The organism is Cytobacillus sp. Bac17 (assembly GCF_024519925.1).
GTDB lineage: Bacteria > Bacillota > Bacilli > Bacillales > Cytobacillaceae > Cytobacillus > Cytobacillus pseudoceanisediminis.
The window spans coordinates 17426-43400 of the sequence record NZ_JALJRC010000014.1 but is presented as its reverse complement, the minus strand read 5'-3'; the positions used below and the strand labels follow the sequence as shown (position 1 = coordinate 43400).

General features: G+C 34.2%; 35 protein-coding genes. 29 read left to right on the top strand and 6 right to left on the bottom strand.

Features of this window, described 5'->3' with window-relative positions; genetic code table 11:
- Positions 1–48: 48 nt before the first annotated feature.
- Both NR125_RS16700 and NR125_RS16695 read right to left on the bottom strand, forming a co-directional pair.
- Positions 49–927 (bottom strand): aKG-HExxH-type peptide beta-hydroxylase, encoded by an 879-nt coding sequence (locus NR125_RS16700; RefSeq protein ID WP_252244936.1) that lies wholly within the window; start codon positions 925–927, stop codon positions 49–51.
- Between the two features lie 86 nt (positions 928–1013).
- A complete protein-coding gene (locus NR125_RS16695) occupies positions 1014–1139 on the bottom strand; it encodes a hypothetical protein (protein WP_256815743.1) in 126 nt (41 codons plus the stop codon).
- Between the two features lie 202 nt (positions 1140–1341).
- Between NR125_RS16695 and NR125_RS16690 the strand changes: the two genes are divergently transcribed.
- The 11 genes from NR125_RS16690 to NR125_RS16640 all read left to right on the top strand — a co-directional run bounded on the left by NR125_RS16690 (position 1342) and on the right by NR125_RS16640 (position 9901).
- Positions 1342–2181 carry a DUF3109 family protein gene (locus tag NR125_RS16690; protein ID WP_034297793.1) on the top strand — a complete coding sequence of 280 codons (840 nt, stop codon included), beginning with the start codon at positions 1342–1344 and terminating at the stop codon, positions 2179–2181.
- 557 nt (positions 2182–2738) lie between these two features.
- Positions 2739–3239, top strand: a complete 501-nt coding sequence (locus tag NR125_RS16685; protein ID WP_256815741.1) for a hypothetical protein — start codon at positions 2739–2741, stop codon at positions 3237–3239.
- 417 nt (positions 3240–3656) lie between these two features.
- On the top strand, positions 3657–4181 hold the full coding sequence (locus tag NR125_RS16680; RefSeq protein ID WP_256815740.1) for a hypothetical protein: 525 nt from the start codon (positions 3657–3659) through the stop codon (positions 4179–4181).
- Between the two features lie 64 nt (positions 4182–4245).
- Complete coding sequence (locus NR125_RS16675) at positions 4246–4407, top strand: hypothetical protein (protein ID WP_160169274.1); 162 nt, start codon at positions 4246–4248, stop codon at positions 4405–4407.
- Positions 4408–4441: 34 nt separating this feature from the next.
- Entirely contained in the window at positions 4442–4855 is a 414-nt protein-coding gene (locus NR125_RS16670) for a hypothetical protein (RefSeq protein ID WP_035332676.1), read from the top strand.
- 34 nt (positions 4856–4889) lie between these two features.
- A complete protein-coding gene (locus NR125_RS16665) occupies positions 4890–5276 on the top strand; it encodes a hypothetical protein (protein WP_035332677.1) in 387 nt (128 codons plus the stop codon).
- Positions 5277–5455: 179 nt separating this feature from the next.
- Entirely contained in the window at positions 5456–5935 is a 480-nt protein-coding gene (locus NR125_RS16660; RefSeq protein ID WP_206845591.1) for a macro domain-containing protein, read from the top strand.
- 76 nt (positions 5936–6011) lie between these two features.
- Positions 6012–6524 (top strand): hypothetical protein, encoded by a 513-nt coding sequence (locus NR125_RS16655; RefSeq protein WP_035333491.1) that lies wholly within the window; start codon positions 6012–6014, stop codon positions 6522–6524.
- A gap of 525 nt (positions 6525–7049) precedes the next feature.
- Entirely contained in the window at positions 7050–7322 is a 273-nt protein-coding gene (locus NR125_RS16650; protein ID WP_206845592.1) for a hypothetical protein, read from the top strand.
- Between the two features lie 14 nt (positions 7323–7336).
- Entirely contained in the window at positions 7337–8077 is a 741-nt protein-coding gene (locus NR125_RS16645) for a helix-turn-helix transcriptional regulator (protein WP_206845594.1), read from the top strand.
- Between the two features lie 204 nt (positions 8078–8281).
- Positions 8282–9901, top strand: a complete 1620-nt coding sequence (locus NR125_RS16640; RefSeq protein WP_206845596.1) for an HNH endonuclease — start codon at positions 8282–8284, stop codon at positions 9899–9901.
- Positions 9902–9974: 73 nt separating this feature from the next.
- Here the strand turns inward: NR125_RS16640 and NR125_RS16635 are convergent, their stop codons facing one another.
- On the bottom strand, positions 9975–10517 hold the full coding sequence (locus NR125_RS16635; protein ID WP_206845598.1) for a hypothetical protein: 543 nt from the start codon (positions 10515–10517) through the stop codon (positions 9975–9977).
- Between the two features lie 171 nt (positions 10518–10688).
- Between NR125_RS16635 and NR125_RS16630 the strand changes: the two genes are divergently transcribed.
- The 5 genes from NR125_RS16630 (at position 10689) to NR125_RS16610 (ending at position 12736) form a co-directional block, all read left to right on the top strand.
- The gene (locus tag NR125_RS16630) at positions 10689–10922 is read left to right on the top strand and encodes a hypothetical protein (protein WP_206845600.1); all 234 of its coding nucleotides are present in this window, start codon (positions 10689–10691) and stop codon (positions 10920–10922) included.
- A 46-nt stretch (positions 10923–10968) separates the two neighbouring features.
- Positions 10969–11271, top strand: a complete 303-nt coding sequence (locus NR125_RS16625) for a hypothetical protein (protein ID WP_206845602.1) — start codon at positions 10969–10971, stop codon at positions 11269–11271.
- Positions 11272–11396: 125 nt separating this feature from the next.
- The gene (locus NR125_RS16620) at positions 11397–11567 is read left to right on the top strand and encodes a hypothetical protein (RefSeq protein WP_206845605.1); all 171 of its coding nucleotides are present in this window, start codon (positions 11397–11399) and stop codon (positions 11565–11567) included.
- 54 nt (positions 11568–11621) lie between these two features.
- A complete protein-coding gene (locus tag NR125_RS16615) occupies positions 11622–11897 on the top strand; it encodes a hypothetical protein (RefSeq protein ID WP_206845606.1) in 276 nt (91 codons plus the stop codon).
- A gap of 2 nt (positions 11898–11899) precedes the next feature.
- A complete protein-coding gene (locus tag NR125_RS16610; RefSeq protein WP_206845607.1) occupies positions 11900–12736 on the top strand; it encodes a hypothetical protein in 837 nt (278 codons plus the stop codon).
- A gap of 58 nt (positions 12737–12794) precedes the next feature.
- Here the strand turns inward: NR125_RS16610 and NR125_RS16605 are convergent, their stop codons facing one another.
- On the bottom strand, positions 12795–13778 hold the full coding sequence (locus NR125_RS16605; protein ID WP_206845608.1) for a hypothetical protein: 984 nt from the start codon (positions 13776–13778) through the stop codon (positions 12795–12797).
- A gap of 482 nt (positions 13779–14260) precedes the next feature.
- Here NR125_RS16605 and NR125_RS16600 point away from each other — a divergent pair, with 482 nt between their 5' ends.
- The 10 genes from NR125_RS16600 to NR125_RS16555 all read left to right on the top strand — a co-directional run bounded on the left by NR125_RS16600 (position 14261) and on the right by NR125_RS16555 (position 20344).
- Positions 14261–14827, top strand: coding sequence for a site-specific integrase (locus NR125_RS16600; protein WP_071159783.1), 567 nt, complete (start codon positions 14261–14263; stop codon positions 14825–14827).
- A gap of 154 nt (positions 14828–14981) precedes the next feature.
- Positions 14982–15665 carry a DUF4046 domain-containing protein gene (locus NR125_RS16595; RefSeq protein WP_071159781.1) on the top strand — a complete coding sequence of 228 codons (684 nt, stop codon included), beginning with the start codon at positions 14982–14984 and terminating at the stop codon, positions 15663–15665.
- 272 nt (positions 15666–15937) lie between these two features.
- Complete coding sequence (locus tag NR125_RS16590; protein ID WP_160169290.1) at positions 15938–16114, top strand: hypothetical protein; 177 nt, start codon at positions 15938–15940, stop codon at positions 16112–16114.
- A 92-nt stretch (positions 16115–16206) separates the two neighbouring features.
- The gene (locus NR125_RS16585) at positions 16207–16434 is read left to right on the top strand and encodes a DNA translocase FtsK (protein WP_035333507.1); all 228 of its coding nucleotides are present in this window, start codon (positions 16207–16209) and stop codon (positions 16432–16434) included.
- An 823-nt stretch (positions 16435–17257) separates the two neighbouring features.
- On the top strand, positions 17258–18232 hold the full coding sequence (holA, locus tag NR125_RS16580) for a DNA polymerase III subunit delta (RefSeq protein WP_071159779.1): 975 nt from the start codon (positions 17258–17260) through the stop codon (positions 18230–18232).
- Between the two features lie 51 nt (positions 18233–18283).
- Positions 18284–18499 carry a hypothetical protein gene (locus NR125_RS16575; protein WP_035333511.1) on the top strand — a complete coding sequence of 72 codons (216 nt, stop codon included), beginning with the start codon at positions 18284–18286 and terminating at the stop codon, positions 18497–18499.
- 222 nt (positions 18500–18721) lie between these two features.
- Entirely contained in the window at positions 18722–19306 is a 585-nt protein-coding gene (locus NR125_RS29950) for a sigma-70 family RNA polymerase sigma factor (RefSeq protein WP_035333512.1), read from the top strand.
- A 5-nt stretch (positions 19307–19311) separates the two neighbouring features.
- On the top strand, positions 19312–19548 hold the full coding sequence (locus tag NR125_RS16565; protein WP_071159777.1) for a hypothetical protein: 237 nt from the start codon (positions 19312–19314) through the stop codon (positions 19546–19548).
- 83 nt (positions 19549–19631) lie between these two features.
- On the top strand, positions 19632–19787 hold the full coding sequence (locus NR125_RS16560; RefSeq protein WP_081757371.1) for a YvrJ family protein: 156 nt from the start codon (positions 19632–19634) through the stop codon (positions 19785–19787).
- A gap of 107 nt (positions 19788–19894) precedes the next feature.
- Entirely contained in the window at positions 19895–20344 is a 450-nt protein-coding gene (locus NR125_RS16555) for a hypothetical protein (protein ID WP_035333514.1), read from the top strand.
- 40 nt (positions 20345–20384) lie between these two features.
- Here the strand turns inward: NR125_RS16555 and NR125_RS16550 are convergent, their stop codons facing one another.
- Positions 20385–20795, bottom strand: coding sequence for a DUF5301 domain-containing protein (locus NR125_RS16550; protein WP_071159774.1), 411 nt, complete (start codon positions 20793–20795; stop codon positions 20385–20387).
- 579 nt (positions 20796–21374) lie between these two features.
- Between NR125_RS16550 and NR125_RS16545 the strand changes: the two genes are divergently transcribed.
- From NR125_RS16545 to NR125_RS16535, 3 genes are all read left to right on the top strand, one after another.
- On the top strand, positions 21375–23084 hold the full coding sequence (locus tag NR125_RS16545) for a phosphoadenosine phosphosulfate reductase domain-containing protein (protein WP_071159772.1): 1710 nt from the start codon (positions 21375–21377) through the stop codon (positions 23082–23084).
- A 66-nt stretch (positions 23085–23150) separates the two neighbouring features.
- Positions 23151–23843, top strand: coding sequence for an XF1762 family protein (locus NR125_RS16540; protein ID WP_206845621.1), 693 nt, complete (start codon positions 23151–23153; stop codon positions 23841–23843).
- A 62-nt stretch (positions 23844–23905) separates the two neighbouring features.
- Positions 23906–25150, top strand: a complete 1245-nt coding sequence (locus tag NR125_RS16535) for an ATP-dependent helicase (RefSeq protein ID WP_071159770.1) — start codon at positions 23906–23908, stop codon at positions 25148–25150.
- A gap of 119 nt (positions 25151–25269) precedes the next feature.
- On the opposite strand, the gene NR125_RS16530 is transcribed toward NR125_RS16535, so the two are convergent.
- Positions 25270–25953: a DUF421 domain-containing protein gene (locus NR125_RS16530; protein ID WP_256815728.1), complete on the bottom strand. Its 684-nt coding sequence runs from the start codon at positions 25951–25953 to the stop codon at positions 25270–25272.
- Positions 25954–25975: the final 22 nt, after the last annotated feature.

Genomic DNA, 25975 nt, shown 5'->3' with positions numbered 1-25975 from the left:
ATATATGCTTGCAGAAAAAAGTTCTCTGCAAGCATAGTTTTCAAGTAATCATTTACCGCTTAGAGATAGTGTAATACTATCGAAATCATAAGTATTGATAAAGTGATTCATTTCTTTAAGTATTTCTAGTCCACGTTCTCCTAAGAATTGAGTTTTATCATTCATTTCTACGATAGTACGTTTCAGATCTTCTTCGTACATTCTAGATTTCTTTTTATCGCTTAACAAATGGTACATATGCATTATTCCAATAGATACATTAGCAGCGTGGAAAGATTTGTCTAATGGCCGCTTCTTTTTTAAAATCGTCGACGTAGTAAGAGCTTCTTCATTCTCACAAGAAAGGGGATCTGGGAAAATACAATTGACCATGTCATCCAAGAATAAACTATTATGAATAAATTCATGGTAAAGTGCTTCAGCATAGTCGATCACGGTCCATCTCTTAGGGGGGTTAAGCCATATTAAGCCTAATAAACCAGAGACAGAACCCCCACCAAATCCTTCTTTCTTAATAAAGTAGAGGGTTCCAATGTGTTTATTAATTAGGTAGTGGAGATCAGGATGGAGTAATTTTATTAAATCTAACGCTTTTTCAACATTATAAACAATTTCTCTGCGTTCCTCTTCGTTGAATAAATGTTTATCATCTAAGGTATCCTTTTTTTCTATTAAGTAATTATTGATTAAATGTTCACACAGAATATCGCTATCAAAAATTATCTTAATATTATCCAATTCAAAAGGAATCTGTGATTGTTGAAGGGCGTTTAATGTTTGAATAAAGTATCCTTTTTTTTCATTATCAGGAATTCCGCTACTAGTACCTTCCCCAAAATGATAATCAATAACAGCATCAATGTTTCTGTTAATTTCCCTTTTGTTTAAAAAAGTTAGGTTTGTTTTCTTTGAGACAACGCTACTCAATATTTTTACAACCCCTTTCGATAATTACTGGTTAGGGGCAAGCCCCTTATGACTTAATAGGGGGCTTGCCCCAATCAAATCACTGCTTACTCCTCGCTTGTTTTATTACCTTCATCATGTAATTGCATTACTAGGACGACAACAACACGTCTTCCTTTTTCATTAAAATGGTTCTTTGAGAATAGCTTTATGTTTTCATTGATTTTAGACATCAGCCCACCTCCTTTTTCCAAATTCAGAATTATAATACAATATTCTGTTTTAAATTTCGAATATTTTCTATTAATTTAAAATATTGTAATTATTTATTTTGTTGTTTTATAATTATTTTATTAAATCTATTTGAAAAAGAGAGGAGGGTTTAGTATATTATCAAATAAAAAAGCGAGGGAGTATGCTTACATTAACTTTCCAATGGCAACTGTTTTAAAAGAGAACTTAGATAAATACATCTCACAAAATTACAATATTAGTGTATTTGAATTTATGGGGAATCTTTTTGATATTAAATCTCTAAGCAGACCCGTTAATCTAGATTGTATGAATTGTCACTTAGCGCATTTTTCACTTTGTTGTGATGGCTCTCCCTATCCCCCAACTAAGGAAGATATTAATAAGGTATACAACCACGTAGATAATATTTTTAAAGAAACTCAATCAAATTCCGACTATTTTAAATCAAAAAAATATTATAGTGAAAACGGGATATTAGATAAAAACGGAAGCTTTATAGAGCATTGTGGGAAGTGTATATTTTCAATTAAAATAGGTGAAAAAGGCTCACATGGTTGTGCAATTCATGGTTATGCAATAAAGAACAATATAAACTACACAAAACTAAAACCCAAGGGTTGTATGATGTATCCTTTAGATATAGTAAAGTTATCAGATAATAGTGATTTTGTTTTTGGTGCTGATGATAATACAGTACTTGATGTCGTAAAACTAACTGAAAATGATGAAGTTATTTTATCAACAGTTAATGATAATAAAGGTTTCAGCAGATGGAATAAGTTTGATTTGAACTATATCTGTTTGAACAAAAATCATCGTAAACTCATCATGGATACTAGGAAACCACAGAGCGAATATAGTAAAGCATCACTTCCTGATGGTGTGTTTGTTTTAGATGAATACGTTCCTGCTTACGAACAAGAAAAACGATTTATAAAAGAATTATATGGTAATGAGACATATGAGTTTATTAGATCAAAAAGTGAACTACTAACTGAAAAGGGAATGCTCTCATTTTAGAATAGGAAATGTATTAAAAGTTTGACATTTCCTATTTCATAGAACTGTTGATTGGAAGGAGAACATGAATAAAACATTAGTCAATTTTATTGCTAGCTCTATAGTAGTATTAGTTCCTGGCAACAGAATTCTTTAAAGGGTTCTGCCTTTTCGTCGAAAAAGCAAATTGAGAGCTGTCTCCTCCAGAGAACTATTTGATCGAATTATGGTATTACTTTTAGGAAATCAACATATTGAAACTGATATTAGTGGAGTTTAATAAAGATTGAGTTCTCATTTTAGGAATACCCAAAAGCCCAATTTCTTTTGCGTTATACCGAGAAATTGGGCTTTTTATATTGGAACTTCCTTAACGTTGTAAATCCGCATTTTCCTGACTATACCCCAATAAGGACTTTTACGAAAGACTACGGATTACTAGTATAAAATATGCAATTTTTATTAATCAAAGATTTCTATCTTCTTCCCGATATAAAGTTAAGATAGTGGATTATCATTCCAACCTGCTTCAGATTGAGAAACCACTTTTAGAATTTACTCACTTATTTCGAATTGAGATGGAAAAGGATAATTCTATAAGTGATGTGATTGTTCGTTCATTCAAAAGTAAAGAAGATGCTAACAATATAATGAATCAAATGGTATTTACCCTAGAGAAATTCGTTGAAAATCAAAAACAAAATTACATGAAACTGACTGATGAAAATAGAGAAGTTAGGAACAGAAGTCAAATTTTAGGAGCGAATAAGATGAAATTTAATCTAAACATTAGTAGGGATACACTTTATACTACTCTTACAGTTATGTGTTTATTATTAATCCTTATATTTGTGGGTCGTGCTCTAATTAATACAATGAATAATATGTCAAAAGATATTTCTCATGAAACAACTAAAAAAGAAGCTTTAGTTGCTGATTATTTAAAAGCGGAAACATCTGAGCTGATACTTGAACGAAAGAGCTTTTCGTCCAGTGATTATCAAGTGATTTATGATGGGAAAGAGTATCTGGTTAGATTTGAAGGTGAGGAAATAACTAAGTTTGTTAGTGTTGATTGATGATATTATTGCTATAAATATAAGGGGATTTTAAAGGATATTGTGCTGCGGATACAATACATGAATAGGAAAAATCATTTTCCAGTTAAAAGGCTAAATTTCATTTATGATTGTTCGTCTTGTAATAGATTTCATCGAGGTTACCAAAGAGAATTGTGTCAAGATGTTTGTCCCTTTTGTATGGTAAAGAAGTATACAGAATTGAAGAAGAGTATAAGTGGATGGATTATCACACTGACTCTTTGGCCCTAAACTTCCAAATTTATAAAAAGTTTATTAGTAATAACAGGGTAGAAGAACAGAGGGAGTAAGATGATAAAAGCATCAAAATATTTTTAGATTCTTTTTTATAGTGTTCCAGAATAGTAGCTGTAAAGAGTGGAACAGAAATTAATATTTATATAAATTTGCAAAGGGATGATTCAGTTGCCGCTTAATAATGTCAAAAGACTTGCTAAGGAAACTTTAAAAGCACACTCAAAGTCACTATTCCCAGAAAGGTCCCCATTTGAGGTACATGTAAATCCAGGGGTAGATGCTTCAAAAACAAAGCCCTACTTCATCGAAACATTTATTAGCTTTGGTGATCCAATTTTTAAAAAGAGATTGTCAGCTGTGTTGAAAGAAGAAAAATATTTATTGGTGTATGAATTTAAAGAAGAAAACGAAGGCTCCATTTTCAAACCTATGTATAAAACTAACCTTCAGATGTACATGACGAAGCAAGTGATAACTACATCTGACGCTTTCATTTTAGAAACATTGACCTTAGGGTTAGTGCAAACTCATTTGACTAAGGATGGGGTCATAAAGATGAATTCATTAAAAAAAAGAAAAGATTATTTCAAATCAGAAGTTGAAAGTGAACTTTATGCAGAAAAAATTCTCATTACGCTTAAGGAATTCTTAAACAATCAATATGAGGAATATAAAAAAATATGAGTACCAAATAGCGACATCCTAATTATAGGTGGTGGTGAAAGCCATTAAGTAAGGGGAATCTTATATGAAGAAAAATTATAATAACGCAGTTAAGTTACACAAATTAATTATTGGTTCATCGAACAATTGTTATAAAGCAATTTGTATTAATGAAAAAGAATTTAAAAAGGAGTTCGCACCCCCTAATGCAAAATTTGAGCATGTTGAAATTTATTTGGTAGGCTAATTTCTTTTTTTATACCAAATGAAAGGGTGGAAGAATGAATATTAAACTAAACAATAAATATCATAATATGTTGCTAAATCATCCCCAAGAGAACGAAGAGCTCTTTAAAGATAAGGACCTCTCCTACCTACAAAGTGTAGGATTAGAAATTATTAGACATGGTATTATAAGCATCAAAGGTTTTAGCCACAGTTTTTTAATAGATGAAAATCCCCAATTGTATAGAACCATTATTTTTGCTGTCAATGATGTTTTAGAAAATATCCCAGATCGTCACAATTTCCACGATAAGCAGCTGCTCCTACAGTATATTAATGAATTTATTGCATTTTCGACAAACTTAGAAAAAGTACTAGTTCAAGAAGGGCTGATTCATGATGCCAGGATAACTTCATTAATCCATTTAATTGAGTTTGGTAATGATTTGTTAAATATTCGTAAAAGCTAAAAAAAATTAAGCAAAGAATGGAAGGTATAAAATAATGGCCGGCTGGAAAGCTAACTATCCCCAAACAATGCTACATGATTATATATTAATCTATTTCGTAGTGTTGGTCTTCTTATGGTATGCGATGAATTTCTCAATCATTGGATTCATTATATCGTTGATTGCTTCATTTGTAATAGTGGTGCTATTGTTTTTAAGTTATGAAAAAATGAAGGAAAGAAATAGAACGCCTAATGAAGGGGACTACTGGTATTTACATTGTGAAAAAGGTATCTACGAAGAGATTTATGTAATAGATGGTGTGGGAAGAAATAAATTCGATTCAATGAATTACCTTGAGGACAAGGGAATGAGTTATGAAAGAGCACGAGAATACTTGCTCCATTTGGGAAGCCTAAAGTATGAAAGAAAAATAAAATAGTAGCAAAAAATACATATACTCAATGTCCAAATTCTGTTAATATTGAAATATCAAGAAGCACTTGATCCATAGGGATGACCTATGAATCAGGTGCTTTTTTGTTTTTTAAGGCATAGAGGGGAATGGCAATGAAGTCTTTTCTAGCTTGAAAAATATTTTAATAAGGGGAATGAATTGCCATGATCGAACAGCTCCATGGAAATTTATTAGATTATAAATCTGATCTGTTAATCAATGCTGCTAACGGCAAAGGATGGATGGGTGGGATTTTCGGTCGATATGTTCCACTAAAAGGTGTTGCAGATACAATCCACTATAATGATCACTCAATTGAGAGGGAGGCTAAAATTATTTGCAGGTCAAGAAAGATCTGCCTGGGAGATATTTATATTACTGGCTCAGGAAGATTGGGGTTTAAAGAAGGTGTACTGCATGCAGTAACGATGCTAAAACCCGGGCAAAAAGCAGATATCTTAACGATTGAAAAATGCCTAAATAACATTTGTGCCTTTTGTGTTGAAAAAGGGATTCAATCTTCGACAATCCCTCTATTGGGCACTGGGACCGGTGGCCTAGATAAGGAGAAAGTAATGAAGATATTCGAAAAAAAATTAAGAAATCACTCCACTCACTTTAAAATTGTCCTTTATAAAAGATAGAATATCTTATTAATTGCAAGCTTATTTGAGAAAAGTGTAGCAACAGCTTTCATAATTGGATTAGGGGGAAGTAATAATGTTAGGGTGGTTACGGAAACGGAAGTATACATTTACAAAGGAAGATGGATTAAAAAGTATAGGAACAACTAAAGAAACTAATATAGATTTTAAGGAATATTTTTACGATGAAAGTAATAAATATTTTCAGTTGCAAGAGGTAGTTCAAGAAAACTTAGAATCATATACACCAGAGGAAATAGAAAGGCTGGCAGCTGATGTCTTATATTTATATTGTTGCTTCGTTAGAAATATCTCAACAATTAAAACAGAAAATATGAGCAAGTCAAATCTACATTTTCACCTTGCTGTTATTGGGAAGTTGTCGGATGCCACTCACAATATACCAGGCAGTCTAATTGCAGCAAGGTTGGGTAAAGCTCATGTATTGAATTACCACCTTAGTGAATTTTTAACGTTTCTAAAAATTTTACATCAAACTGAAATTATTCGACTAGATTATCATTACCATTGCCTTGATATAAGAAAAGAATGGGAGCATTTATATGTTTCTACTGAAGAAACGGCCTGAATGTAATCGGATGGGAACAGCAGCTGGCCACATAAAATACATTGTGTACTTAACAGCAGACCTCGCTAGAGTATTCCTTCCTTCAGCATGCTCCAGATCCGCTCCTCTCCCGCTTATATACTCTTTATATCCAGTTTTTTACTGTTCGTTGGCCCGTCGGTCCTCTTAAACCGCCCGCTTTTGACTTTGAATAGGGGGAGAGCTTTTTTTTCGGACTCGCTGCAGGTTCCGCTTGCGACGCGCGACAAACCCCCACCCATTCTTCCGAGAAAATGGATCCGAAGGATTGGATGTATCGAAGGGATGGAATGGATCCGAGAAAATTGAATAATTCAATGAGTCCGATAAATGTAATGAATCGAATATATGGAATGGATTCGGAAAAATTAAATGAAAAAACGGGCTGTTCAAGGTAAAAAAAGCGGGAGAAGGGAGGATAAGCGGCATACAGTGTAGAAGAATACTCTAACGAGGTTTGCTGAATTTGAAAATAGTTTATAGTTATGATAGAAGGTGATGTTTTTAATGGAACAGCTGACGTTATTTGAGAGCGAGGAAGTCTCCCCTCTTTCGAAGGAAGATATGGTGTATCAAATAGGGGATGACGTGAAGGTGAGAAAGGTCCAGGAGAATGAACCGCTGGATCCAGAGGACTTTTATTATTTGAAAGACTTCAGCAATAAAAAAGGCATTATCCTTTCCGCTAAAACAAATTCTCAGGGGAAGGAATGCTATGAGGTTGGCTTTGACAGAGACGTGAAAGGTTACTTTTACAGCGGGGATCTGATTTTGCTGTAAGGGAGGTTAGTTATATGGAGGAAAAGCAAAGGCAGCCGGTTTCTATCGAAACCATTGGACTTAGCCAGAAGGAATTTAATACTCTTTTTATTTTAAAGACTTTGATGGAAAGTCCGAATTTCCCCAAAGCCCTTTATGAAGAGTTATCCGAGCGGTTTAGCGGTAAAAGGCATAGTTATGCTTACTTCTGCAAAGTGGCTAAAGAGCTGGCCGAAAGCGGGCATCTGCTCCTGGAAAAAGAGGGCTCCTTTAATGTCTACCACATTACGAAGAAAGGGGAATCCCTTTACCAGTGGTATCAGCTGACTTTCAAAGAACGCCTCAGTGAAGTGAAAATGGTCATCGACCGGTTTGTCTACGATCTGACCGGGTCCGGTGAGAATCCGCCGGTTGAGCATGAGCTACCGGATGAGCATCGAAAGTATTTTGCCAAATTGGTTTCAGTTATGGATCTAGTCCGGTATGTCACATTAAAAGCAGCAATGAAACGCGGCCACGTTCATATGGCCGGCATTGAGGATATTTTAAAACAAAAGTATGGATGGGTGACCAGTAGTGGCTATCACTATGAACTGGCAAAGGATATGGAAAGAAACGGTCTATTAGTTGGCCAGTGGGAAGGCGAAACCAGGACGAAGCGTTTGTTGAGAATTACGGAGGATGGAAAACATCACTATAAACAAATCGCGGATTCTGCAGCTGAAAGGGTCCAAACTGTACAACATTATTTAACTGCTGTCTTAAACTACTTGTAGTATTAGCTTACGAAAGTTATCTTAAAGCTTATTTGATGTAATAATCAAATACAAATTTCACCCTTTAGTAAAGAAAAAACTAAAGGGTGTTTTTAATCTCCAAAATATAATCCCATAACTCCTAATAATTGTTATAATTTAGGTAATTCGTATTACATACGATAAGGTTAACGAAACTAATTAACAGCGAATGTGGAAGGGTAAATGGCTACAAAAACTCGAAATAAAAACAAAAAAAAATCCTCTTTTAACGAATTTACTAGGGAATTGCTAATTAACGAAATTATAAACCTAGTAAATGTCTTGGAAATAAAAGAATTAGCGGGATGGGAGGATGTTCCTTTCACTAAAATATCTTCTTTAAAAGAAAATACTTCAATACTTACAGATGAACTATCAGTTTTACTTGATGAACTGGATAGTATATTTGAAAACAGAAGATTCAATGATCATTCTGAGATTGGTAATGACCAACCACATGTGGATGATCAAAAGTTAAGCAGTGTAACAATTGATAAGGAAGACCATTCTCCTGCTACTGAGCCATTTAACCATGAACCTGCCAATTTCCCATTACAGGATGCTTGGAGGTATAAAACTCCAAAGTTTGTTAGAGATTCGATAGAAGGATGGTATACATATCCCCCAGCTGATTTAGAGGAAGAAATTAGATGTTATATTAGGTACAAAACTTCTGGCAGCCTTAGAAATGAAATAGATGATTTTTTAAAAATTTTAGTAGGTCTTCAGGAAAAACAAGACGACTTCGAGGACTATGATACTTTTATCCATGAACCTGCTATTTTTCCATTACAAGATGCATGGCGCTACCAAACCCCCAAAATTGTAAGAGAATCCATTCCAGGTTGGTATACATACCCACCAATTGATTTAGAAGAAGAAATAAGTGACTATATTAGGTACAAAACTTCTGGCAGCCTTAGAGATGAGATTGATGATTTTCTAGGTACTCTTGTAGATCTGAGGTATTCAGAAAATGAAGAAGCTATTGATATTCTTGAAGTCATTGACAAGTATAAAGATGGAAGAATCAAAACCGTTGATCAAAAGGAAGCAAAAATAGATGACTCTTGGCGCAGTATGATTCCAGGAGTAGTTAAGAATACTGTAAGGAACTGGAGAAAAGAAGATATACACACTATATACGATCAAGCTAAAGCTCTGATCCCTACACATAGAAATGAAGTGATTCCTTTCATATCTGAAATGTCCCAAATAATTTTTGACCAAGATGTCAATCAAGATGAAGAGGATGAAGAAGATGTAATTGAATCCATTGATAGTGTGGCAGACAGTATCATGAGCTTAGTAGAAATGATTATTTTGCCACACCTTGAAGTTATAGATCTAATTCAAAAGAATGGGGGAAAAATCACATTTGCAAACGTTTGGAATAAACCATTCAATGAAAGTTTGAAAAATGAAGTGAAAGATAGGGATGGTTGGAAATGTGTTGTTTGCGAGTCTGAAACAGATCTCCATGTTCACCATAAGATCCCGCGTGAAAAAGGGGGAATTCACCACCCTGATAATCTAGTTACACTTTGTTCTTCCTGCCACGGAGTAATTGAAACAGCGGATATTAAGCAAGCATTTCAAAGGTGTTTAGCTAATTTTAAAAAAAATAAATATAAGCAACTAAGACCTCAGAATATAGGTATTGATAAAAAGCTGTTGCAGGAAGAGGTTGAAAATACATTAGATAATATCTTGTTTACTCTTAACCAAAAGGACGAACGTGCTTTAATGGAAGACGTTCTTGGAGTAATGCAGAAACTTGAATTCATTTTTTACAATAGATAAATCGTTTATACAACCTTAGTAAAAAGGGATAGATGAACTGAAGAATATATTTCATCTATCCCCAAATATACTATTATTTTATGATAAAACAATATTGAGTGCAGTTCTCATCACTAGTACAATAACTGAAACTTAGTGAAGTTCTATTATTCCCCATAAGCCTATTTTTAATATCTTGCAAATATTCATTTGTATCACCCAGATCAGAAGGGTCAGCTTTTACCTGAATTAAGAATTCAGCATTTTCGCTTAAAGTAAAGATTGGAAGTGTTTTAGTACTGTTTTTCGGTTTATATACTATACCGAGTTGTTCAGTAATATCATTATTGGTATTTTTATTTAAAATAACAAAAGCAGCATGTTTAGCCGGTAAGGAATCTTCAAATGAATCAAATTCTATAGTAGAATCCGCTTCCAAATATGTAAATTCATGAACTTGAATATTCTCTTTATTTCCTAATCGATTTGCTACATCCTCCATTTCTTGTTTTTCTTCCTTGTTAATAGGATGCTCCGCAATTACGATAAATTCTATGTCGGAAATATTTATTTCCTTCTGATTTAAAAGCTCTTTTAAATTTGGATTAATGGTTTTCGGTAAGTGTATGATTTCCAATATTAAGTCCCCATTTCTAATTTTTAATAGTTCTTCTTACCTGATTATAATGGTTAAATTTTAACAAATGGTATTTTTTCTCTTGATTTTGCAATAAAAACCATTTCCGCATATGATTGTTCTAATAATAAAAATGGAATATATCTACTAGTCTTTAAGGGGGAAACAATTGTGAATACTAATAAACCTGATATGAATGGGTTAGATCAATTAGATACAGCGGTTCTTTTACAGAAGATGATTGTGATAAATGGAATGATTAATTACGGTAACAAAGAGCAAAAGGAAAAAGGAAAGGTAGAATTTAAAAAGCTTGAGCCATTAATCTTAAATTCAGTTAATCTTGCAGCACTTGAACAAGCCAAGTTCGAGCTTAATATTACAAACCATGATCTTAAGCAATAATAGCTTAAGATCATTTTTACAATTTAAGCCAAATGAAGGAGAGAGTATGAATATCCCTTTTTGCTATCATCAACGAATCGAAATGTTTACAGACATTAAACGTGGCCACATTCATCTTTTAGAACTAACAGAAAATGAGCTGTCACATAATAAGTTAAAAAAATTAATACATCAAATTTCTGAATTAAACAATATAGCTCCAAGCCTTTTTAATTGGATCTACTATGGTGATGGTAAGGCTTATGGAGTTAGTACATCAATGATAAGCCACTTAGCCAGGAGCGATGAACGCTTATATTCACAATACAGAAAAAGAATGGTCTTAGCTGCACCATTTCGTATATTCTAAGATTGAAATCTTCAATTAATCTATGATAAAATATGGTAAATACATATTACTAAAAGCGGAAGAACCGCAATCAGGGATGAAACCTTGTTTGTAGTTCTTCCGTTTTTTATTAGGAGGAAAAATTTATGAACACAATTGCAAATGGACTTAAGAAAAAAAGAAAAGCTATGAATTTACTGCTTATTGAAGTTAGTAATCAATGTGGACTGCTCCCAAGTACCATTCTAAAAATTGAAATGGGTACCCACAGTAATTCATATGATATTCAGAAGCTAACTTCTTTTTACAGTAATTAAAGCCCGCTATTATCATTTTTTTTGATGATAAAAATTTAAAGGAGATATCATTTCATGGATGTTGAAACTAAATTTGATATGTGGGTTGAGGAAAGGGAAAATGAATTGTTTGAAAAAGAGAGATTTAAAGAATTAGGAAAACAGGAAGACTATATTTTTCAGACTTTGGTTTTTATGGGAAGAGCTTTTCAGCAAATGTCTATAGGATTTACAATTGCAGATACTCTGAATGAAATCCCTCAATCTATTAAGGAGGAAATGAGGGATCTAACAAGACGTTATCACGGATTACAGGAACAAATCCGCAGCCTTTCAAAGGAAGGAGGATAAACGTGAATGCTGCAGTTTTAGCAAACGGAAAAGTAATTAGTGCTTTTGAGTACCAAGAGGTAAAACATGGCCACAACATTTACTGCTTGGATAGCTCTTGCAAAGCTCCTGTGATTTTCGTTCCAGCTCAAGGCAGTGTAGCACCATACTTTAAAACAAGTGGAAAAGGGAAGTCGAAGCATACAGACATTTGTGGGCTTTCTAAAAAATTGAGTTTTGTAGAAACCATAGAAAAATGTGAGCAGTATCAAAATGATTTGCTTGCCAAGGACATGCAGCAGATTGTCATCAAGATGAATTTGAATAGAATTGATCCAGATTTTGAAGCTAAGGTCGTTGAGAGGGAACTACAGAATAAACCGCCACAGGCTATTAAAGTAAGGAATGATTCTTCCTTAACACCTAGCAGCATATCTTCACTTAAGTCTGTTGTAAAGTTAATAAAAGACCACCAACCGGATGTCCTGGCATCTATTATCATACATGTTAAAGGTAATAAAATTCCCTTATCACAGCTGATCATTACGCCGGAACGAGCCCATGAACTATTATGGGAGAATAAATCTCTTGAAAAGACACCATATTTTGTTTATGGAACAATAAGTAATTTTATTAAAAGAGAGAAGGTATACTACCTAAACTTTGAAGAAGGTAAAAATTTCAGCTTAGTAGTATTTGAGAAATATTTCCCTCATTTCACCTATACAGAGAATCAGCTGCTAGGTCATAAAGTCATGGCATACGGATTTCTAAGAAAAAATAAATACAATGATAAACAGTCTACCGAGATGATAATTAAGAGTAGTAAATATATCGAGCACCTTCCTATTGTGACCTAACACCATGAACAAAGCGATTCTCATAAAAAGAATCGCTATTTATTTTTGTTCCACCAGGTTAACCGCTTGATTTTGCATTTTTTTCGTGAAGTTCATCTACAGAAATTAGTTCAAGAATAGTACTTGCTTTTAACAATTGGAATAGCTTGAGAATATCTGTTTTAGTAATCGAGTTGTAATCATGAAATCCATGTGCAATTGAATTACGATTTAATTCTTTATTAAGTTGCTCTGGTATAAAAGAAAAAGTCTTTTGATACATTCGTAAAACAGATAAAGCGAATACCTTAATAAACTCGTCCTGTTCCTTCTCATTTTTTGCAATACTTTCAATTCTTCTATATAACTTCCTCGCTTTAGGCTTTTTATCTACAGATATATTCTCTTTAGTTAGATTACCGTCATACCAGGATGCAATAACATGTTCGAAAGCGGCAAATAATGAAAAGGCACATAGCTTATATAACCCAGATTTATAAGCACTATAGGACTCATCAATTAAGGAAGTATGTAATTTAAATATAGGTTCAGCAATTAGTTCTTTCACTATACCATCGAGATTAGCATCTACATGGTTTGATAGTTCTTTGAGTTCGATTTCTCCTTCATCAATACTATCCATAAGATCTACATCTAAGCACCAGTTAGAATTTTCTTGTTCTCTTAATAACTGGTCTAATTCCTTTAAACGTTCGGCTGCAGCTTCTTTTATACCTTCCCAATCAATATTCTTTAATGGCGCATACACTTTTTCCAATGTTTGCTGAATTCTGCTTTGAGCTTCAAAATACGGACCTAAGATACTTACTATCCTTTGCTGGGCGTCTAACATAGGTTCATATTTCTTCATTAACTCTTGTTGTGGAACTATAATAGGTTGATATAACTTTCTCATTTTTTCTTGCATCTCTATAATGGGCTCGATTTGCCTTTGAATTTTTTGTTGCAACCTTGTTGCCTCATCTATAAAAGAGGGCGGTATAAATTCTTTTAAAATATCATCATCACTATTATTTTTGTTGGAAAAATTATTTTCATCCACAGATTTCATTCCTCCTAGAATTTATTACTTAAAAGTAAAACTGATATAGCAATTCCATAGCTACAGCAATTTTCCCCTCTAATATTTTCATCATATACTCTTTCAGAAAAGATTCAACAAGTAATTACTGAATATTCTATCGTTTTTTACTCAGTAAAATTAGATGATCAAGGTATCAACCAACCAAAGATAATTTGCTTAAAACACGTTTCTCCGACAATAGTAAATATAATTTTTGTTCAATATTTTTTATTACACTCCACAAAGATAAAAATCAATACACTCCGGTAAGTCAACTTATTTAAAAATTGAATGATACACAATAGTCATTTTGTATCATTCGGTAATAAGGTCGTAACCCCTTGTGGCTGTAAGCCTAGACCGCTTATTTTACATATAGTATAATTTTTATATCGGACATATTGAAGTGCAATGTATGATTAAATGATACATATTGGATTTATAGATTGGGGGTAGGTAAATTGAATTTAGTTCAGCCGATACGGGACCTTGAAAAGATCCAAGAGGTTGCCACAATCTTGAAAAAAGGAAGTTTTCGAGATTATTTTTTGTTTGTTATGGGAACACAGACAGGTTTAAGGATTTCGGATTTGTTGAAGCTAAGAGTCCGGGATATAAGGAATAGAACTCATGTGAGTATTATTGAAAAGAAAACTAAGAAGCCAAAACGATTTTTATTATCTCCTTCTGTTCGGGTTATCATTAATGATTATATTGAAGAAATGAAAGATGACGATTATCTATTTCAATCGAGAAAAGGTTCCAACCAACCGATATTAAGGCAGAGAGCCTATGCGATCCTAAACGAAGCAGCCAAGAAAGCTGGATTAGAGGAAATTGGTACCCATACCTTAAGAAAGACCTTTGGCTATCATTTTTATCAGAGGAAAAAAGATGTTGCTATGTTACAGCAGTTATTTAATCATTCTGCTCCATCAATAACGCTTAAATATATTGGGATCACACAGGATTTGCAGGACAAAGCACTGGAAGATTTTGATATAGTCGATTGGAGTAATGTTCATTAAATTTGTAAAATCGAGGATCGCATCTGTAAAAAAGAACCGCAAGGTTCTTTTTTTTGATTAAGAAAGGTTAACAAAATCTACAAAATTCATCAAATATTCATTCAAGAATTAGAGTTGCAATTTCATTAGGCCTTCCATATAAAGGAGATTCCATATGACTCATGAAAATTATATTGTTTCTATTTATCTAGAAGTACTAACAGGAAAAAGATCCAGATTCCCGATAGACACCTGGACCGGAACACCTGAAGGAAAATTAAATGCACAGCAATTACTCCGCTATCTAATTCTTGAAAAACTTTCAATGAACCGTAAAACTCTTTGTCAAACATTCAACCTCTCACTTTTGAAGGAATATAAATTAGATAGAGCGCTGCAAAAAGCGTATAAAAACAATATTTTCCCTTATGTATCTGAAAGCTTCCCTGAATGGGAGTTAAATCCCTGGGAACTACAAAAAAGCCGGGTACCGGTAGGATTTTGGACAGAGGAACAGACCGCTAAAGCAACAAGATGGTTATTCACACAAAAGTTAAATTGGAGCAATGAGCAGATTGCAAATCATGTCTCAGGATCAACTTTTCATCGGAACAATTTAGGTAGGATGTTACAGCTAGTGTTTCATAACAATGCATGCGCTGCAGTCGAGCACGCTTTTCCTGAACATGACTGGACGTATTTACGGGAACGTGCTGGTTATAAACTAACGCTTGGACAAAGTAAGACAATACAATTCCTTTCCCAAACGGGAAAATACTCGCAGAGGGACCTTGCAAAGCTGTTTAACGTTTCACCAGGTTCGATCACATATGTTTTAAATGTTAAGCAATATGAATAGAAGCAATCATGCCCAGCAATAATATTTTTCATCTTGTTAAATAAATTGTAAGAGGCTATGATATTCATATATTGATTTTTACTTTTCAGCTCATACCAAGCGGTAAGAGTCAACTAACTATTAAAGCACTTTTCGAGTGTTTAAACGCCATAAAAAGCATTTGTGCCTTTTTTGTCGTTTAAGAACTGGAAAAGTGCTTTTTTGCGCTTATATTTACAAGTTATTAAACTTATATGTATAAGAAGATTTCGGAACTACTAAGGGGGATTTCAATGGACACTTTGCTTGGATTACTAATTACACCTACAACTTGGATTTTAATAGCTGCAGTTGTCATTATTTATTGCGTGTTGAAAATTATTAGAAATATTTATGCCACAGTTGTGGGCCTATTTTTTACCGGTATATGGATTTATAAAGCTTATCACTTTTTGATGGATAAATTTTAATCTTGCTATTAGTTACCTATAATTACAAACCAACATAAAAATTTAAGTCGTTTTATGAAACATCAAATAAAAAGGACAAGGAGTAGTAATAAATGAGGAGAATTACAAAATCCGTAGCAAATGAAAGGTATGTGGAAGGTCAGCAAGTTGTAATCGATGAACAAACTGCCTCCATTTCTTTATTACAAAGGAGATTAAGAATAGGATTCATTTCTGCAGTTATGATTATGGACCGCATGGAAGAAGAAGGTGTTGTTGGCCCCTATAATGGTCCACTACCCAGAGAAGTATTAGTTAAGAAACATAGGAGTGATAACTAGGTTGTCCTATTTAAAATGCCCACAGTGCCGAAATGTCCGTATGTTTAAGGATGGTAGGTGTTTGATTTGCAACTACATAACAAATGAGCGAAGGGCTATTGAAGCTATATATCCCAATAAGAAACATTCTTCTGAAACTGGAGCTCTTCAGCTTAAAACAAAACCTTACAATACTACGATAAACAATAGCAATCTAATAACTACAGCCTCGGTTATAATGGATACATGTTCTGGCTCAAATACGGGTTCTGATTCTAATTCTGGAGATTATTGACCAGATTCTCCATTTATGGTGTCGCATAGAAATTAAGCTAAACTCCGGTTAATACTATAACAAATTCTAAAATGGTTAGCCAGCTAGTTATCAAGGCAGACCGATATATTTATATATCCTCTGCTTTTTCTATTTAAATCGGGGCAAATTTGGTCAAGAGTATTTTATTCAAACTTTTTGTTTTTATTCTTCCAATAGTTTCACAATTTACTTATAATTAACATATACCAATCTTGTAACTTTATGTTAAACCCATGCGGGATTAACAATTTAAATTACTAAGCACTTTATTCAAAGTGATTAAATCTACTATTTTAGTAGCAATGGATTTAATCATTTTGAGTAGGGCGCTTTTTTTTATGGCCAAAAATTTTTAAGGAGAGTGGAAGTCTTGCTACGGATTCTATTTTATTCCTACTGGGCTTATACCGGTTTACAAGTTGCTGTTTATTCAATGTTGGGTGACTTAGGGAGCATGGCAGCAAACAGCATTGGAATGTTGCTATTTGCCCTATTAATTCAAAAATTGAAGAGGAAGGAGCAGGCAAAATGAAAAACGTACATGTTTTATTTGGTCCTGAGAGATATTTTTTGGAAAAGAAGAAACAAGAAATAATTAACAATACTATTCCACCGGAAGAAAGAGATTTAAGTGTAACTATTCATGACGCTAGAGAGACCTCTATTCAAGAAGCGTTAGATGATTGTCAAACCATTTCTTTCTTAGGTGGAAATAGGGTCGTAATTGTCAAAGATGCATATTTTCTCACAACTGAAAAAGCTCGCGAGAAAGTGGATCACAACTTGGATTCTCTCCTTTCCTATATGGAGAAACCAAGTGGAGATGCCGTGTTAGTAATTATGGTTCCTTATGAAAAATTGGATAACCGAAAAAAGGTTGTTAAAAATCTAAAGAAGTTGGCAGCTGTCTATGAGGCGAAATCGTTAAAAGGCGGCCAACTCTTTGATTGGGTGTATAAAAGAACCAGGGAACAAGGAGTCTCAATGAGCACAGAAGGAATAAATCTTCTTATCTCCTATATAGGTTCCAACCTGTATCAATTAGAAAATGAAATTATAAAGATGGCCTTACATATAGGTCCAAGTAATGAGCTAGAAGTGCAGCATATCGAAAACCTCGTTTCACGCACATTGGAGCAAGACATTTTTAAATTGATCAATGCCATTGTTTCAAAAAGGGCAGAAGAAGCATTCCTCTTACTTGAAGACATGTTCAGACAAGGAGAGGACTCTATAAAGATTATTAATCTAATCGCTCGCCAATTCCGCATTCTTTTTCAGCTACAGGAATTGAAAAAAGAGGGACTTAGTAATGGTCAAATCGCTTCCAAAATAAAGCTTCCACCTTTTTTGGTCAATATGAATATGAATTTATCTGGCCAATACGAAGGTAAAGAGCTGCTTGGAATTTTATCACAGCTTACTGAGCTAGATTACCAAATGAAAACGGGTCAGGTAAGCAAGGAACTTGCATTAGAATCCTTTATTGCAAAAATCGCATAAACCATACTTTGCATTCAATAATTATTGCCCATTTTTTAAGGAGGAATTTAAATGAAATACACTTACGAAGTTGAAATGAGTCCTTTAAGACATAGGATTATAGAGGAACAACAGAAAAAACAAGCACTAGCACTGGAGATTAAAAGGAGAAATCAAAAATCAAGACGTATAAAAAGGATGATTGGCAACTTGATTGTTGGGACCTTAGTTTCTGCAGTAATGGTAGGAGTGGTTTTATTAGGATCATTTTTAGATAGTGGATTATAAATCAAAGCCTCCCTTAGATAGGGGGGCTTTTTATCTACCCGAAATGAAAAAATGTCCTGATCTGAGTACCTAATCAAATATTAGTAATAGTTTTCGTATAGGTAAATTCCCCCTAATAATTACAAGTATTTCTAAAAATATGCTAGAATATAGGAACAAATGTTCTGTTTTGGTTGTTTTTTTTCTTGAACTTGCTCTTTATTTAATAGGGGGTGTGTCTTAGTGGAAAAATACAGTAGTTTGAGCGAGTTTAAGAAAAAGAATACCGAATTTTTATCACAACCTATTGTACAAAGTTTTTTCGATGATTCTAGGAACCTTTCTCTCTTAGAATTATCTGTAGTTGACGGGGATATAGAGGCTCAAAATCAGCTGGATAGACGGTTTGTAGAGCACTTTTTTTTATGCCGTTTAATTAAATATATTTCTACTCTTTCATTTCGTTTTTCTATTGATTTTAATAAGCGCAGAAGGAAACAAAAGGAAAATTTCCCGCTTCTAGTAGACCAACCAAATAATGAGAGTAATTCAACTATGTTGGATTATTTATCAGTCACACAAGAACAGCTTACTATTGTAAATGAAGGAGAATCTTCAAACATATTTGAATTAGTCGTAGATGAAGCCTTATATAAAATTCTTATGAAACTTGGTAAAAAAGAAAAAGAAGTAATCCAGCTTATTCTCGGGGATCAATTGAAACAGATTGAGATAGCAAGAATACTCAACGAAAGTCCTCAAAACATAGCAAAAACAAAGAAAAAAGCTTTAATGAAAATAAGGAAGCAATATGAAAAAAGGGGATAATTTAAGTGGAAAAATATATAGATAAAAAGGAGATACTAACCAAAGCACTTTTGATTATGAATCCAAAGATTAAGAAATCACTATTAAGTGCTGACTTAAATGATCGAGATGATTTGGAACAAGAAATTAAATTGAAAATTGTAGAAGCGGTTCTTGGCGGTAAAATAGACTTTCCTCCAACATTTACTGATTACTATGAGGTATTCACCAATAAAGCCATTCAGCAAGCTAACAACAGTTAGCTTGCTTTTTATATTTAGATAGCACTTAAAGGTTGATTTATACCTACGTTCCAACTCTTTATAGCTAAAGGGGGTGTTTGATAATGGAAATAAATTTTCCTCAAATTGTGGGAATTCTGGCTAATTTCGGTTTCCCTGTTATGGTTGCCATTTATCTTTTAATTAGGTTCGAAAAGAGAATCGAGGGATTAACAGAGGCAATTTCCCAGCTGCAGCAATTTATGAAATCTAAATTATAATTTTTTAAAAAGGGTTGATTTTTTCTTTTGAATTTCTCTTTATATAGTAACAAGTTAATAACCGCGCGGGAAATTACTTGTACTAAAATTGTGGAGGTAAATATATTATGGCTATAACTGGTGGAAGTGAATATGCAGCTAAAATTACAGTTAGCTTGAGTCAAATAAGAAACATGCAACGAGCACAACAAGATATCTGGACTGAAGGTTTCAAAAATAATAATTATAGCAAGTTACAATCCCTATTAGGTACAACAGCCACTGTGTTAGGGCTAGTATTTGTGGCAAGTACTCCTGCAGGAATTGTAGCAGGTGTAACTGGACTAGTAGTGGGTTTAGCTCCAAGTGCTAAAAATACGCTCCAAAACTTGGTTTACAATGGATATTGGGAAATGGGTTACTTGGAAAGATTTATGGAGGATAATCCAAAATACGATTTAATGGAAGTTGAACTTCCATTTATAGAATATACAGTAGACGGTAAACGAATTCGATTTGTGACAGGTAGAGGAGTAATCAAACGAGTTCACTCCGGTAGTGGCTGGATTACCTTATAATCAAAAAAAAGAATGTTCGGAATAATAACCGAACATTCTTTTATTTAAATAAGTTTTGCATTTCCAACTTATTGTCATTGATTACTTTAAATTGGCTACTTTCCCTTGATTCAAAACTATAAATATTTATAAAATTATTATCATAAAAAGTTAATCCATACGTTTGCTTATTATTTTCAAATAGGGATATCCAATAAGATTCGTTGAAATCTTTATCTGATTGTTCATCTTTTCTTAATTCTATCTTAGAAAAGTCATCCATAATTTTTTCTATTTCATTTTTATCAGTCAGAATTATTTCTTTACTGTTTTTTTTGATCTCAATTGAAGTTATCTCTTCTACATTAAATATAACAATTTCTTCAAATGATGAACTTTTTAAAGTATAAAAATAAATGAATCCGAAAATCCCCAAAACTAATACCAGGGAAAAAATTATGGTTTTTTTCAAGGTTATCCCCCTTTTTTAAATACTTCATTACGTAAAGAATATTACTATGTCTTCATCCAACTATTGTAAGATTTTAATTAAGTGAATGTTTTAATAATATTCATTTTACCATAAATATCAAATACAAATATATTCTTTAGTTCCAAGGTATTAAGAATCTAAAGGTTTCCTGAACAATTCCTTGGCGTATGTTTTTCGCTTTTTGCTGGTAGTACCCCATACAAAATTTCAATTGGGCAAATCCTCTTTCATAAATGTTATCCCTCTTCTTCATGACTGCTCTCCCATGAGTACTAATAATTTGATTTTTTATCATAAGTCTATCCACAGAGAGCGGGATTTGGCCATTTCCATTCCTTTACTTGCCAATCTATATATAGTAAGCTTGAAATATATTACTTTTTTGTATTAACTTTACCCAAGCGGGGAAAGTATTTTATTTTTTTACACCCGTTGTAGGTTTGATTACTCAAATACGCATATCGTTTATTAGCAATAGCCCATTAGGGAAGTGTTTCTTAAAACATGACCTTAATGGGTTTTTTTATTTGTGCAAATACTTTTTTAGGAGGAAGTAGAATGTCAAAAACGTATGATGATGTATTAATGGATTGGATGTTTTATCGAGAGGATAAGCTGCAGCTCTTTACGGATATTAAGAACCATATGAAAGCAGTATACTTATCCGACAATAAACCAATGATTCTAGCGGTGTCGTTTGGAAAAGATTCATCCATGGTATTGACACTTTTTCTGGAAATGCTGAATAGCCTTACCCCAGCTGAAAGACAAAAAAAGGTGTATGTGATTTCTGCAGATACATTAGTCGAGACAGAATCAATGGCTTCGTATGTAAGAAAAAATCTTGAAGCAGTCGGAAGGATTGGCAAAGAATTAGGGATTGAAATTTTGCTCAGTGCTCCAAATCCAAAGGAAAAGTTTTTTTACAACGTAATTGGCAAAGGGCTACCTGCACCAAATGGCAAGTCCCGATTTCGATGGTGCAGTGGAAAGCTCAAGCTATCCCCGATGAATAGAACCATCGAATATATTCTTAAGCAATGTCCAGTTGATTTTGATGTTGTGGATTTTGATGCTACGCTCCTCATCGGCACAAGGTTGGACGAGTCAGTGGCCAGAGCAAATAGTATACGTAAGTTTGAGGTAAGTGATTATTTCTCCAAACACCATACCTATGAGAAATTACGAGTGTATACGCCTATAAAAACGATTACCACGTTTGATCTGTGGATATATCTTGAGAACTTTGTACAGGTGTTTCCATGGGGTGAACTTGTTTCGGAACTGAGAGCTATGTATGAGGATGGTAAGGAATGTCCGATTGTTCGTTCTGTTAATGACAAAGCCTGTGGCTCCAATTCCTCTAGAAATGGGTGTTGGGTCTGTCTAATGTCTGGACGCCGCGATGGCATGCTTGAGACATTAATAGAAAAGGGACATAAGGATGCTCCCTATTTAGCAGAATGGAAGGCATTCCTCTTTGATGTAGCAAATGATGTAAGGTACCGGGAGCCGCTTAGAAGGAAGGAATATAGATCCCATCTAAGTGGTGTAGATCAGGGGGAATACACTCCTATAACGATATTCGAAGAGTTGGATCCTTCTTCACACTATTATCATACATTCCAAAGGGCCAAAAAAGGCAATGAGAATGGAGAATTCCGTCCTGGCGGCTTTACTATTACATTACGTAAAATCCTTTTAGAGAAGCTCTTATACACCCAGGAAAAGGTAGGCTATACTCTCATCGAGGAAGAGGAAATCACTTCTATTCTTGAGGCCTGGAATGAGGATGGGTTTGAATTCTCCAGAAAAGAGCTCCAACCGGTCAATCATCAATATGATGGATCTATCGTATTTCATCCGGATTGGACCCTTAATACTAAAGAAACTACAAATCCAAATCCCATTTTCTATGTGGAGTACAAGTTTAAATTTGGTTTTGACGATATGATTGCTTATATCAAAGAAAGGCAACAATTCATGAAGGATCAAATTTTTTGCTACTTTGATCATGATGATTTGGTGGATGACGGTATAGTTTGGAATAAAGCGGTCTTTGTAGTGGCCCGGGAAGATATTCAAACACAAAAAGAGGCGGATGAATATGTAGCTCGCTGGCTTTACATTGATGGTGCAGAAGCACTAGGAGCAGACGGAAAGCCGTTCAATAAGATGGTCGGGAAATCAAAAGATGCTGCTATTCATCACTTGCTGATCGACACCCTTTATGAAGGACTTAAATTAAAAAAAGAAATGGCCAGCTAAGGGCAAAGACTGAGGGAGAGAATTTATATTCTCTCTCTTTATTATTTTTCAGGAGGAATCGTAAGAATGAATTGGTATTGGATTTTTTATAAGGTAAAGACGAATCGATATGTCATAGTATCCGATGAAGATTGCAAAAGAGGGGAAATGTGGGATCTCTTACAAGACGGATACGATATTGTGTGGGATAGCGCCATAAATAAAGAAATGGCTAAAACACATGTTAAAGAACAAATTGATGCATACTTGGATGCTTATCAAAAAGATTATCCATTGGTGCGGCTCCCATTAGAGGATCCTCAGCCGCTCACACTCGAAAATATACCAATCAGCTTTAAAGAAGCAAAGAACTTTATTGATCAACATCACAGGCATTGTGTGGCCCCTCACGGACATAAGTTCTCGGTTGGTCTATGGGATACAGACGTACTAGTTGGTGTTGCGATAGCTGGCTTACCAATAGCCAGGCACAACAACGATGGATTCACCCTTGAAATCACCCGCTGCTGTTTAAAAAGCAGTATATATAAGAACGGAGTATCAAGGTTGATCAGTTCAATCTATCAAGCTGGAAAAGCCATGGGGTACCGGAGGATTGTCACCTATACACTTGATGAGGAATCTGGAGTATCCCTAAGAGCTTGTGGATTTAAACTGGAAGGCCTTAGCAAGGGTGGTTCATGGAATAGTGCAGCCCGCCCTAGAATTGATAAAGGGCCCACGGGACCAAAGAAAAAATGGGTGAAACAGATTAGTTAATATGTAATGTCATTCAAAAATAAAGCTTAACCCATGAACACCATTTAAGGGAGGAACACGAGATGTTCATTAAAGAAAAGCAAGGATTTAAATATCCATTTCAAACTACTAAAAACGGCATTCCTTTAGCTGACCTGGCAGATAATCAGACCACTATAAGTTTAGTTGCTGAGGATGAAAAAGATAGTTTCTTCTTTCGTTCTTTGGAGAAGCAAGGAATCTATTTAAATAACTCACAGCTTCAAGCAGTTAGAACTACCGATGGCCCTGTGTTAATTATTGCGGGAGCCGGCAGCGGCAAGACAAGAGTCTTAACATGTCGGACAGCCTATCTTCTGACCTTTAAAGACGATTTAAAGCCAGAAGAGGTCCTCCTGGTGAGTTTTACAAGAAAGGCAGCCACTGAAATGCTAGAGAGAATTAAACTTTTGCCAGGACTTAGCACCTCCATTGCAAATCGTATAGTTTCAGGAACCTTCCACTCCATTTTCTTGAGATTGTTGAGATCCCATAACTACAGGGCCGATATACTTTCAAATTCCAAATACCAGGAAATCCTTATGACTCAAATACTAAGGGATTTATCGCTGGTTGATAGTTATGAGCCGGAAAGTTTGCTGAGCTTAATTTCACATTATAAGTCACAAATGATCTTGCCCAGGCACCTAGAAGTAACAACACCAATAGAAAAAGAGATACAGCGTATATACATGGCTTATGAGCAGTTGAAGGAAAAGAAAAACTTAATGGACTTTGATGATATTCTTTTAGAGACCTATTACTTATTAAAATACAATCACGAGGTAAGAGAACAACTGCAAAACCGCTTTAAATACATTTGCATTGATGAATACCAAGATACGAATTTAGAACAACACGAGATTATGAGGCTATTATTAAATAAATCTCAAAATCTACTTGCAGTTGGGGATGAAGATCAATCCATCTATAATTTTCGATCCAGTTCTCCTGAATTCATTTTAAACTTGAAAAAAGAATTTCCGAACCTAACCCAAATAACGCTTGATACAAACTATCGTTCTACTAACGCGATTGTAGGGCTGGGTAATGATCTCATTAAACATAATACCAAAAGAATTGGGAAAGTATTAAAGGCTACTAAGGAGGCTGAAACAACCCCCATATACCTGAGACCGAAAGATTCTGATCATGAAGCAAAATTAATTGTCGATAATATTGTAGCTGATACCCAAAATGGCAACCGACGATTCAAAGACTACACAATTCTCTATAGGGGTAGCGTCAGGAAAATGCGGATTTACAACGTTAAGGAAATCAAAATATAAAAAGCCTAATTTCTCGGTGTTATAAGTGAAAAATTAGGCTTTAGTTACTTCATTAAAGCGCCTGATTGTTGAAGACTAAAGTTTATATTCACCAAGAAATGCTCTTATCCTAACAAATTTTATTTAGGACTTACATGTATGCCTTCACTCTCTCGCCAATCTGCGTAAAGTATACGCTTTACATTATCATATCCATTGGTAGTTAATTGGTTATCTAACCACTGTTGATCAAATCCGAGTTCATGTAAATTATCCCATAAAATTTCCCCATCTATAATTAACGATGTTGGGAGGTCTACTGGACTTTCTGGAAGATTGAGATCTTGCTTGTCTGGTTTTTGATACTTGGATTTTAATAATAAACTTATTTGCCCATTAGCTTCCAATATACCGTATTTGACTTCGCGAACTGAAAAGACATTATTTTGACGGAGTATACTCAATACTTGATTTACATCCAATTTGTTCTTTGTAAGTAACTTTCTGTCCATAACACCATCTCGAATGATGATGTTATGATTGCCTAATAAGAGAGAACGTGTCGATTTATTTTTTAGAGTCATAAACTCTATTCCCAACATAAGAAACGTCCACAATCCGATGGCATATAAAAAATGAAAAATCCCTACCTTATCTTCATAAATGGTATTTCCTAAAAAATCTCCAAGTACTAACACAAAAACTAAGTGAAACGGGGTTAACTGATAGATGGATGTTCTGCCTGTTATGATAATGATAAAAAATAAAGTGGCAAAACCAACGATGACTTTGATCGTCAGTAAACCAATATTAACTTCTTCCAAAGTTTTTTCCTCCAATTTAAAT

Excerpts from the sequence above, each read along its gene's own strand:
- NR125_RS16695 (WP_256815743.1), bottom strand. The coding sequence starts at position 1,139 with ATGTCTAAAATCAATGAAAACATAAAGCTATTCTCAAAGAACCATTTT.
- NR125_RS16690 (WP_034297793.1), top strand. The coding sequence starts at position 1,342 with ATGGCAACTGTTTTAAAAGAGAACTTAGATAAATACATCTCACAAAAT.
- NR125_RS16685 (WP_256815741.1), top strand. The coding sequence starts at position 2,739 with ATGGAAAAGGATAATTCTATAAGTGATGTGATTGTTCGTTCATTCAAA.
- NR125_RS16680 (WP_256815740.1), top strand. The coding sequence starts at position 3,657 with ATGATTCAGTTGCCGCTTAATAATGTCAAAAGACTTGCTAAGGAAACT.
- NR125_RS16675 (WP_160169274.1), top strand. The coding sequence starts at position 4,246 with ATGAAGAAAAATTATAATAACGCAGTTAAGTTACACAAATTAATTATT.
- NR125_RS16670 (WP_035332676.1), top strand. The coding sequence starts at position 4,442 with ATGAATATTAAACTAAACAATAAATATCATAATATGTTGCTAAATCAT.
- NR125_RS16665 (WP_035332677.1), top strand. The coding sequence starts at position 4,890 with ATGGCCGGCTGGAAAGCTAACTATCCCCAAACAATGCTACATGATTAT.
- NR125_RS16660 (WP_206845591.1), top strand. The coding sequence starts at position 5,456 with ATGATCGAACAGCTCCATGGAAATTTATTAGATTATAAATCTGATCTG.
- NR125_RS16655 (WP_035333491.1), top strand. The coding sequence starts at position 6,012 with ATGTTAGGGTGGTTACGGAAACGGAAGTATACATTTACAAAGGAAGAT.
- NR125_RS16650 (WP_206845592.1), top strand. The coding sequence starts at position 7,050 with ATGGAACAGCTGACGTTATTTGAGAGCGAGGAAGTCTCCCCTCTTTCG.
- NR125_RS16645 (WP_206845594.1), top strand. The coding sequence starts at position 7,337 with ATGGAGGAAAAGCAAAGGCAGCCGGTTTCTATCGAAACCATTGGACTT.
- NR125_RS16640 (WP_206845596.1), top strand. The coding sequence starts at position 8,282 with ATGGCTACAAAAACTCGAAATAAAAACAAAAAAAAATCCTCTTTTAAC.
- NR125_RS16625 (WP_206845602.1), top strand. The coding sequence starts at position 10,969 with ATGAATATCCCTTTTTGCTATCATCAACGAATCGAAATGTTTACAGAC.
- NR125_RS16620 (WP_206845605.1), top strand. The coding sequence starts at position 11,397 with ATGAACACAATTGCAAATGGACTTAAGAAAAAAAGAAAAGCTATGAAT.
- NR125_RS16615 (WP_206845606.1), top strand. The coding sequence starts at position 11,622 with ATGGATGTTGAAACTAAATTTGATATGTGGGTTGAGGAAAGGGAAAAT.
- NR125_RS16595 (WP_071159781.1), top strand. The coding sequence starts at position 14,982 with ATGACTCATGAAAATTATATTGTTTCTATTTATCTAGAAGTACTAACA.
- NR125_RS16590 (WP_160169290.1), top strand. The coding sequence starts at position 15,938 with ATGGACACTTTGCTTGGATTACTAATTACACCTACAACTTGGATTTTA.
- NR125_RS16585 (WP_035333507.1), top strand. The coding sequence starts at position 16,207 with ATGAGGAGAATTACAAAATCCGTAGCAAATGAAAGGTATGTGGAAGGT.
- holA (WP_071159779.1), top strand. The coding sequence starts at position 17,258 with ATGAAAAACGTACATGTTTTATTTGGTCCTGAGAGATATTTTTTGGAA.
- NR125_RS16575 (WP_035333511.1), top strand. The coding sequence starts at position 18,284 with ATGAAATACACTTACGAAGTTGAAATGAGTCCTTTAAGACATAGGATT.
- NR125_RS16560 (WP_081757371.1), top strand. The coding sequence starts at position 19,632 with ATGGAAATAAATTTTCCTCAAATTGTGGGAATTCTGGCTAATTTCGGT.
- NR125_RS16555 (WP_035333514.1), top strand. The coding sequence starts at position 19,895 with ATGGCTATAACTGGTGGAAGTGAATATGCAGCTAAAATTACAGTTAGC.
- NR125_RS16545 (WP_071159772.1), top strand. The coding sequence starts at position 21,375 with ATGTCAAAAACGTATGATGATGTATTAATGGATTGGATGTTTTATCGA.
- NR125_RS16540 (WP_206845621.1), top strand. The coding sequence starts at position 23,151 with ATGAATTGGTATTGGATTTTTTATAAGGTAAAGACGAATCGATATGTC.
- NR125_RS16535 (WP_071159770.1), top strand. The coding sequence starts at position 23,906 with ATGTTCATTAAAGAAAAGCAAGGATTTAAATATCCATTTCAAACTACT.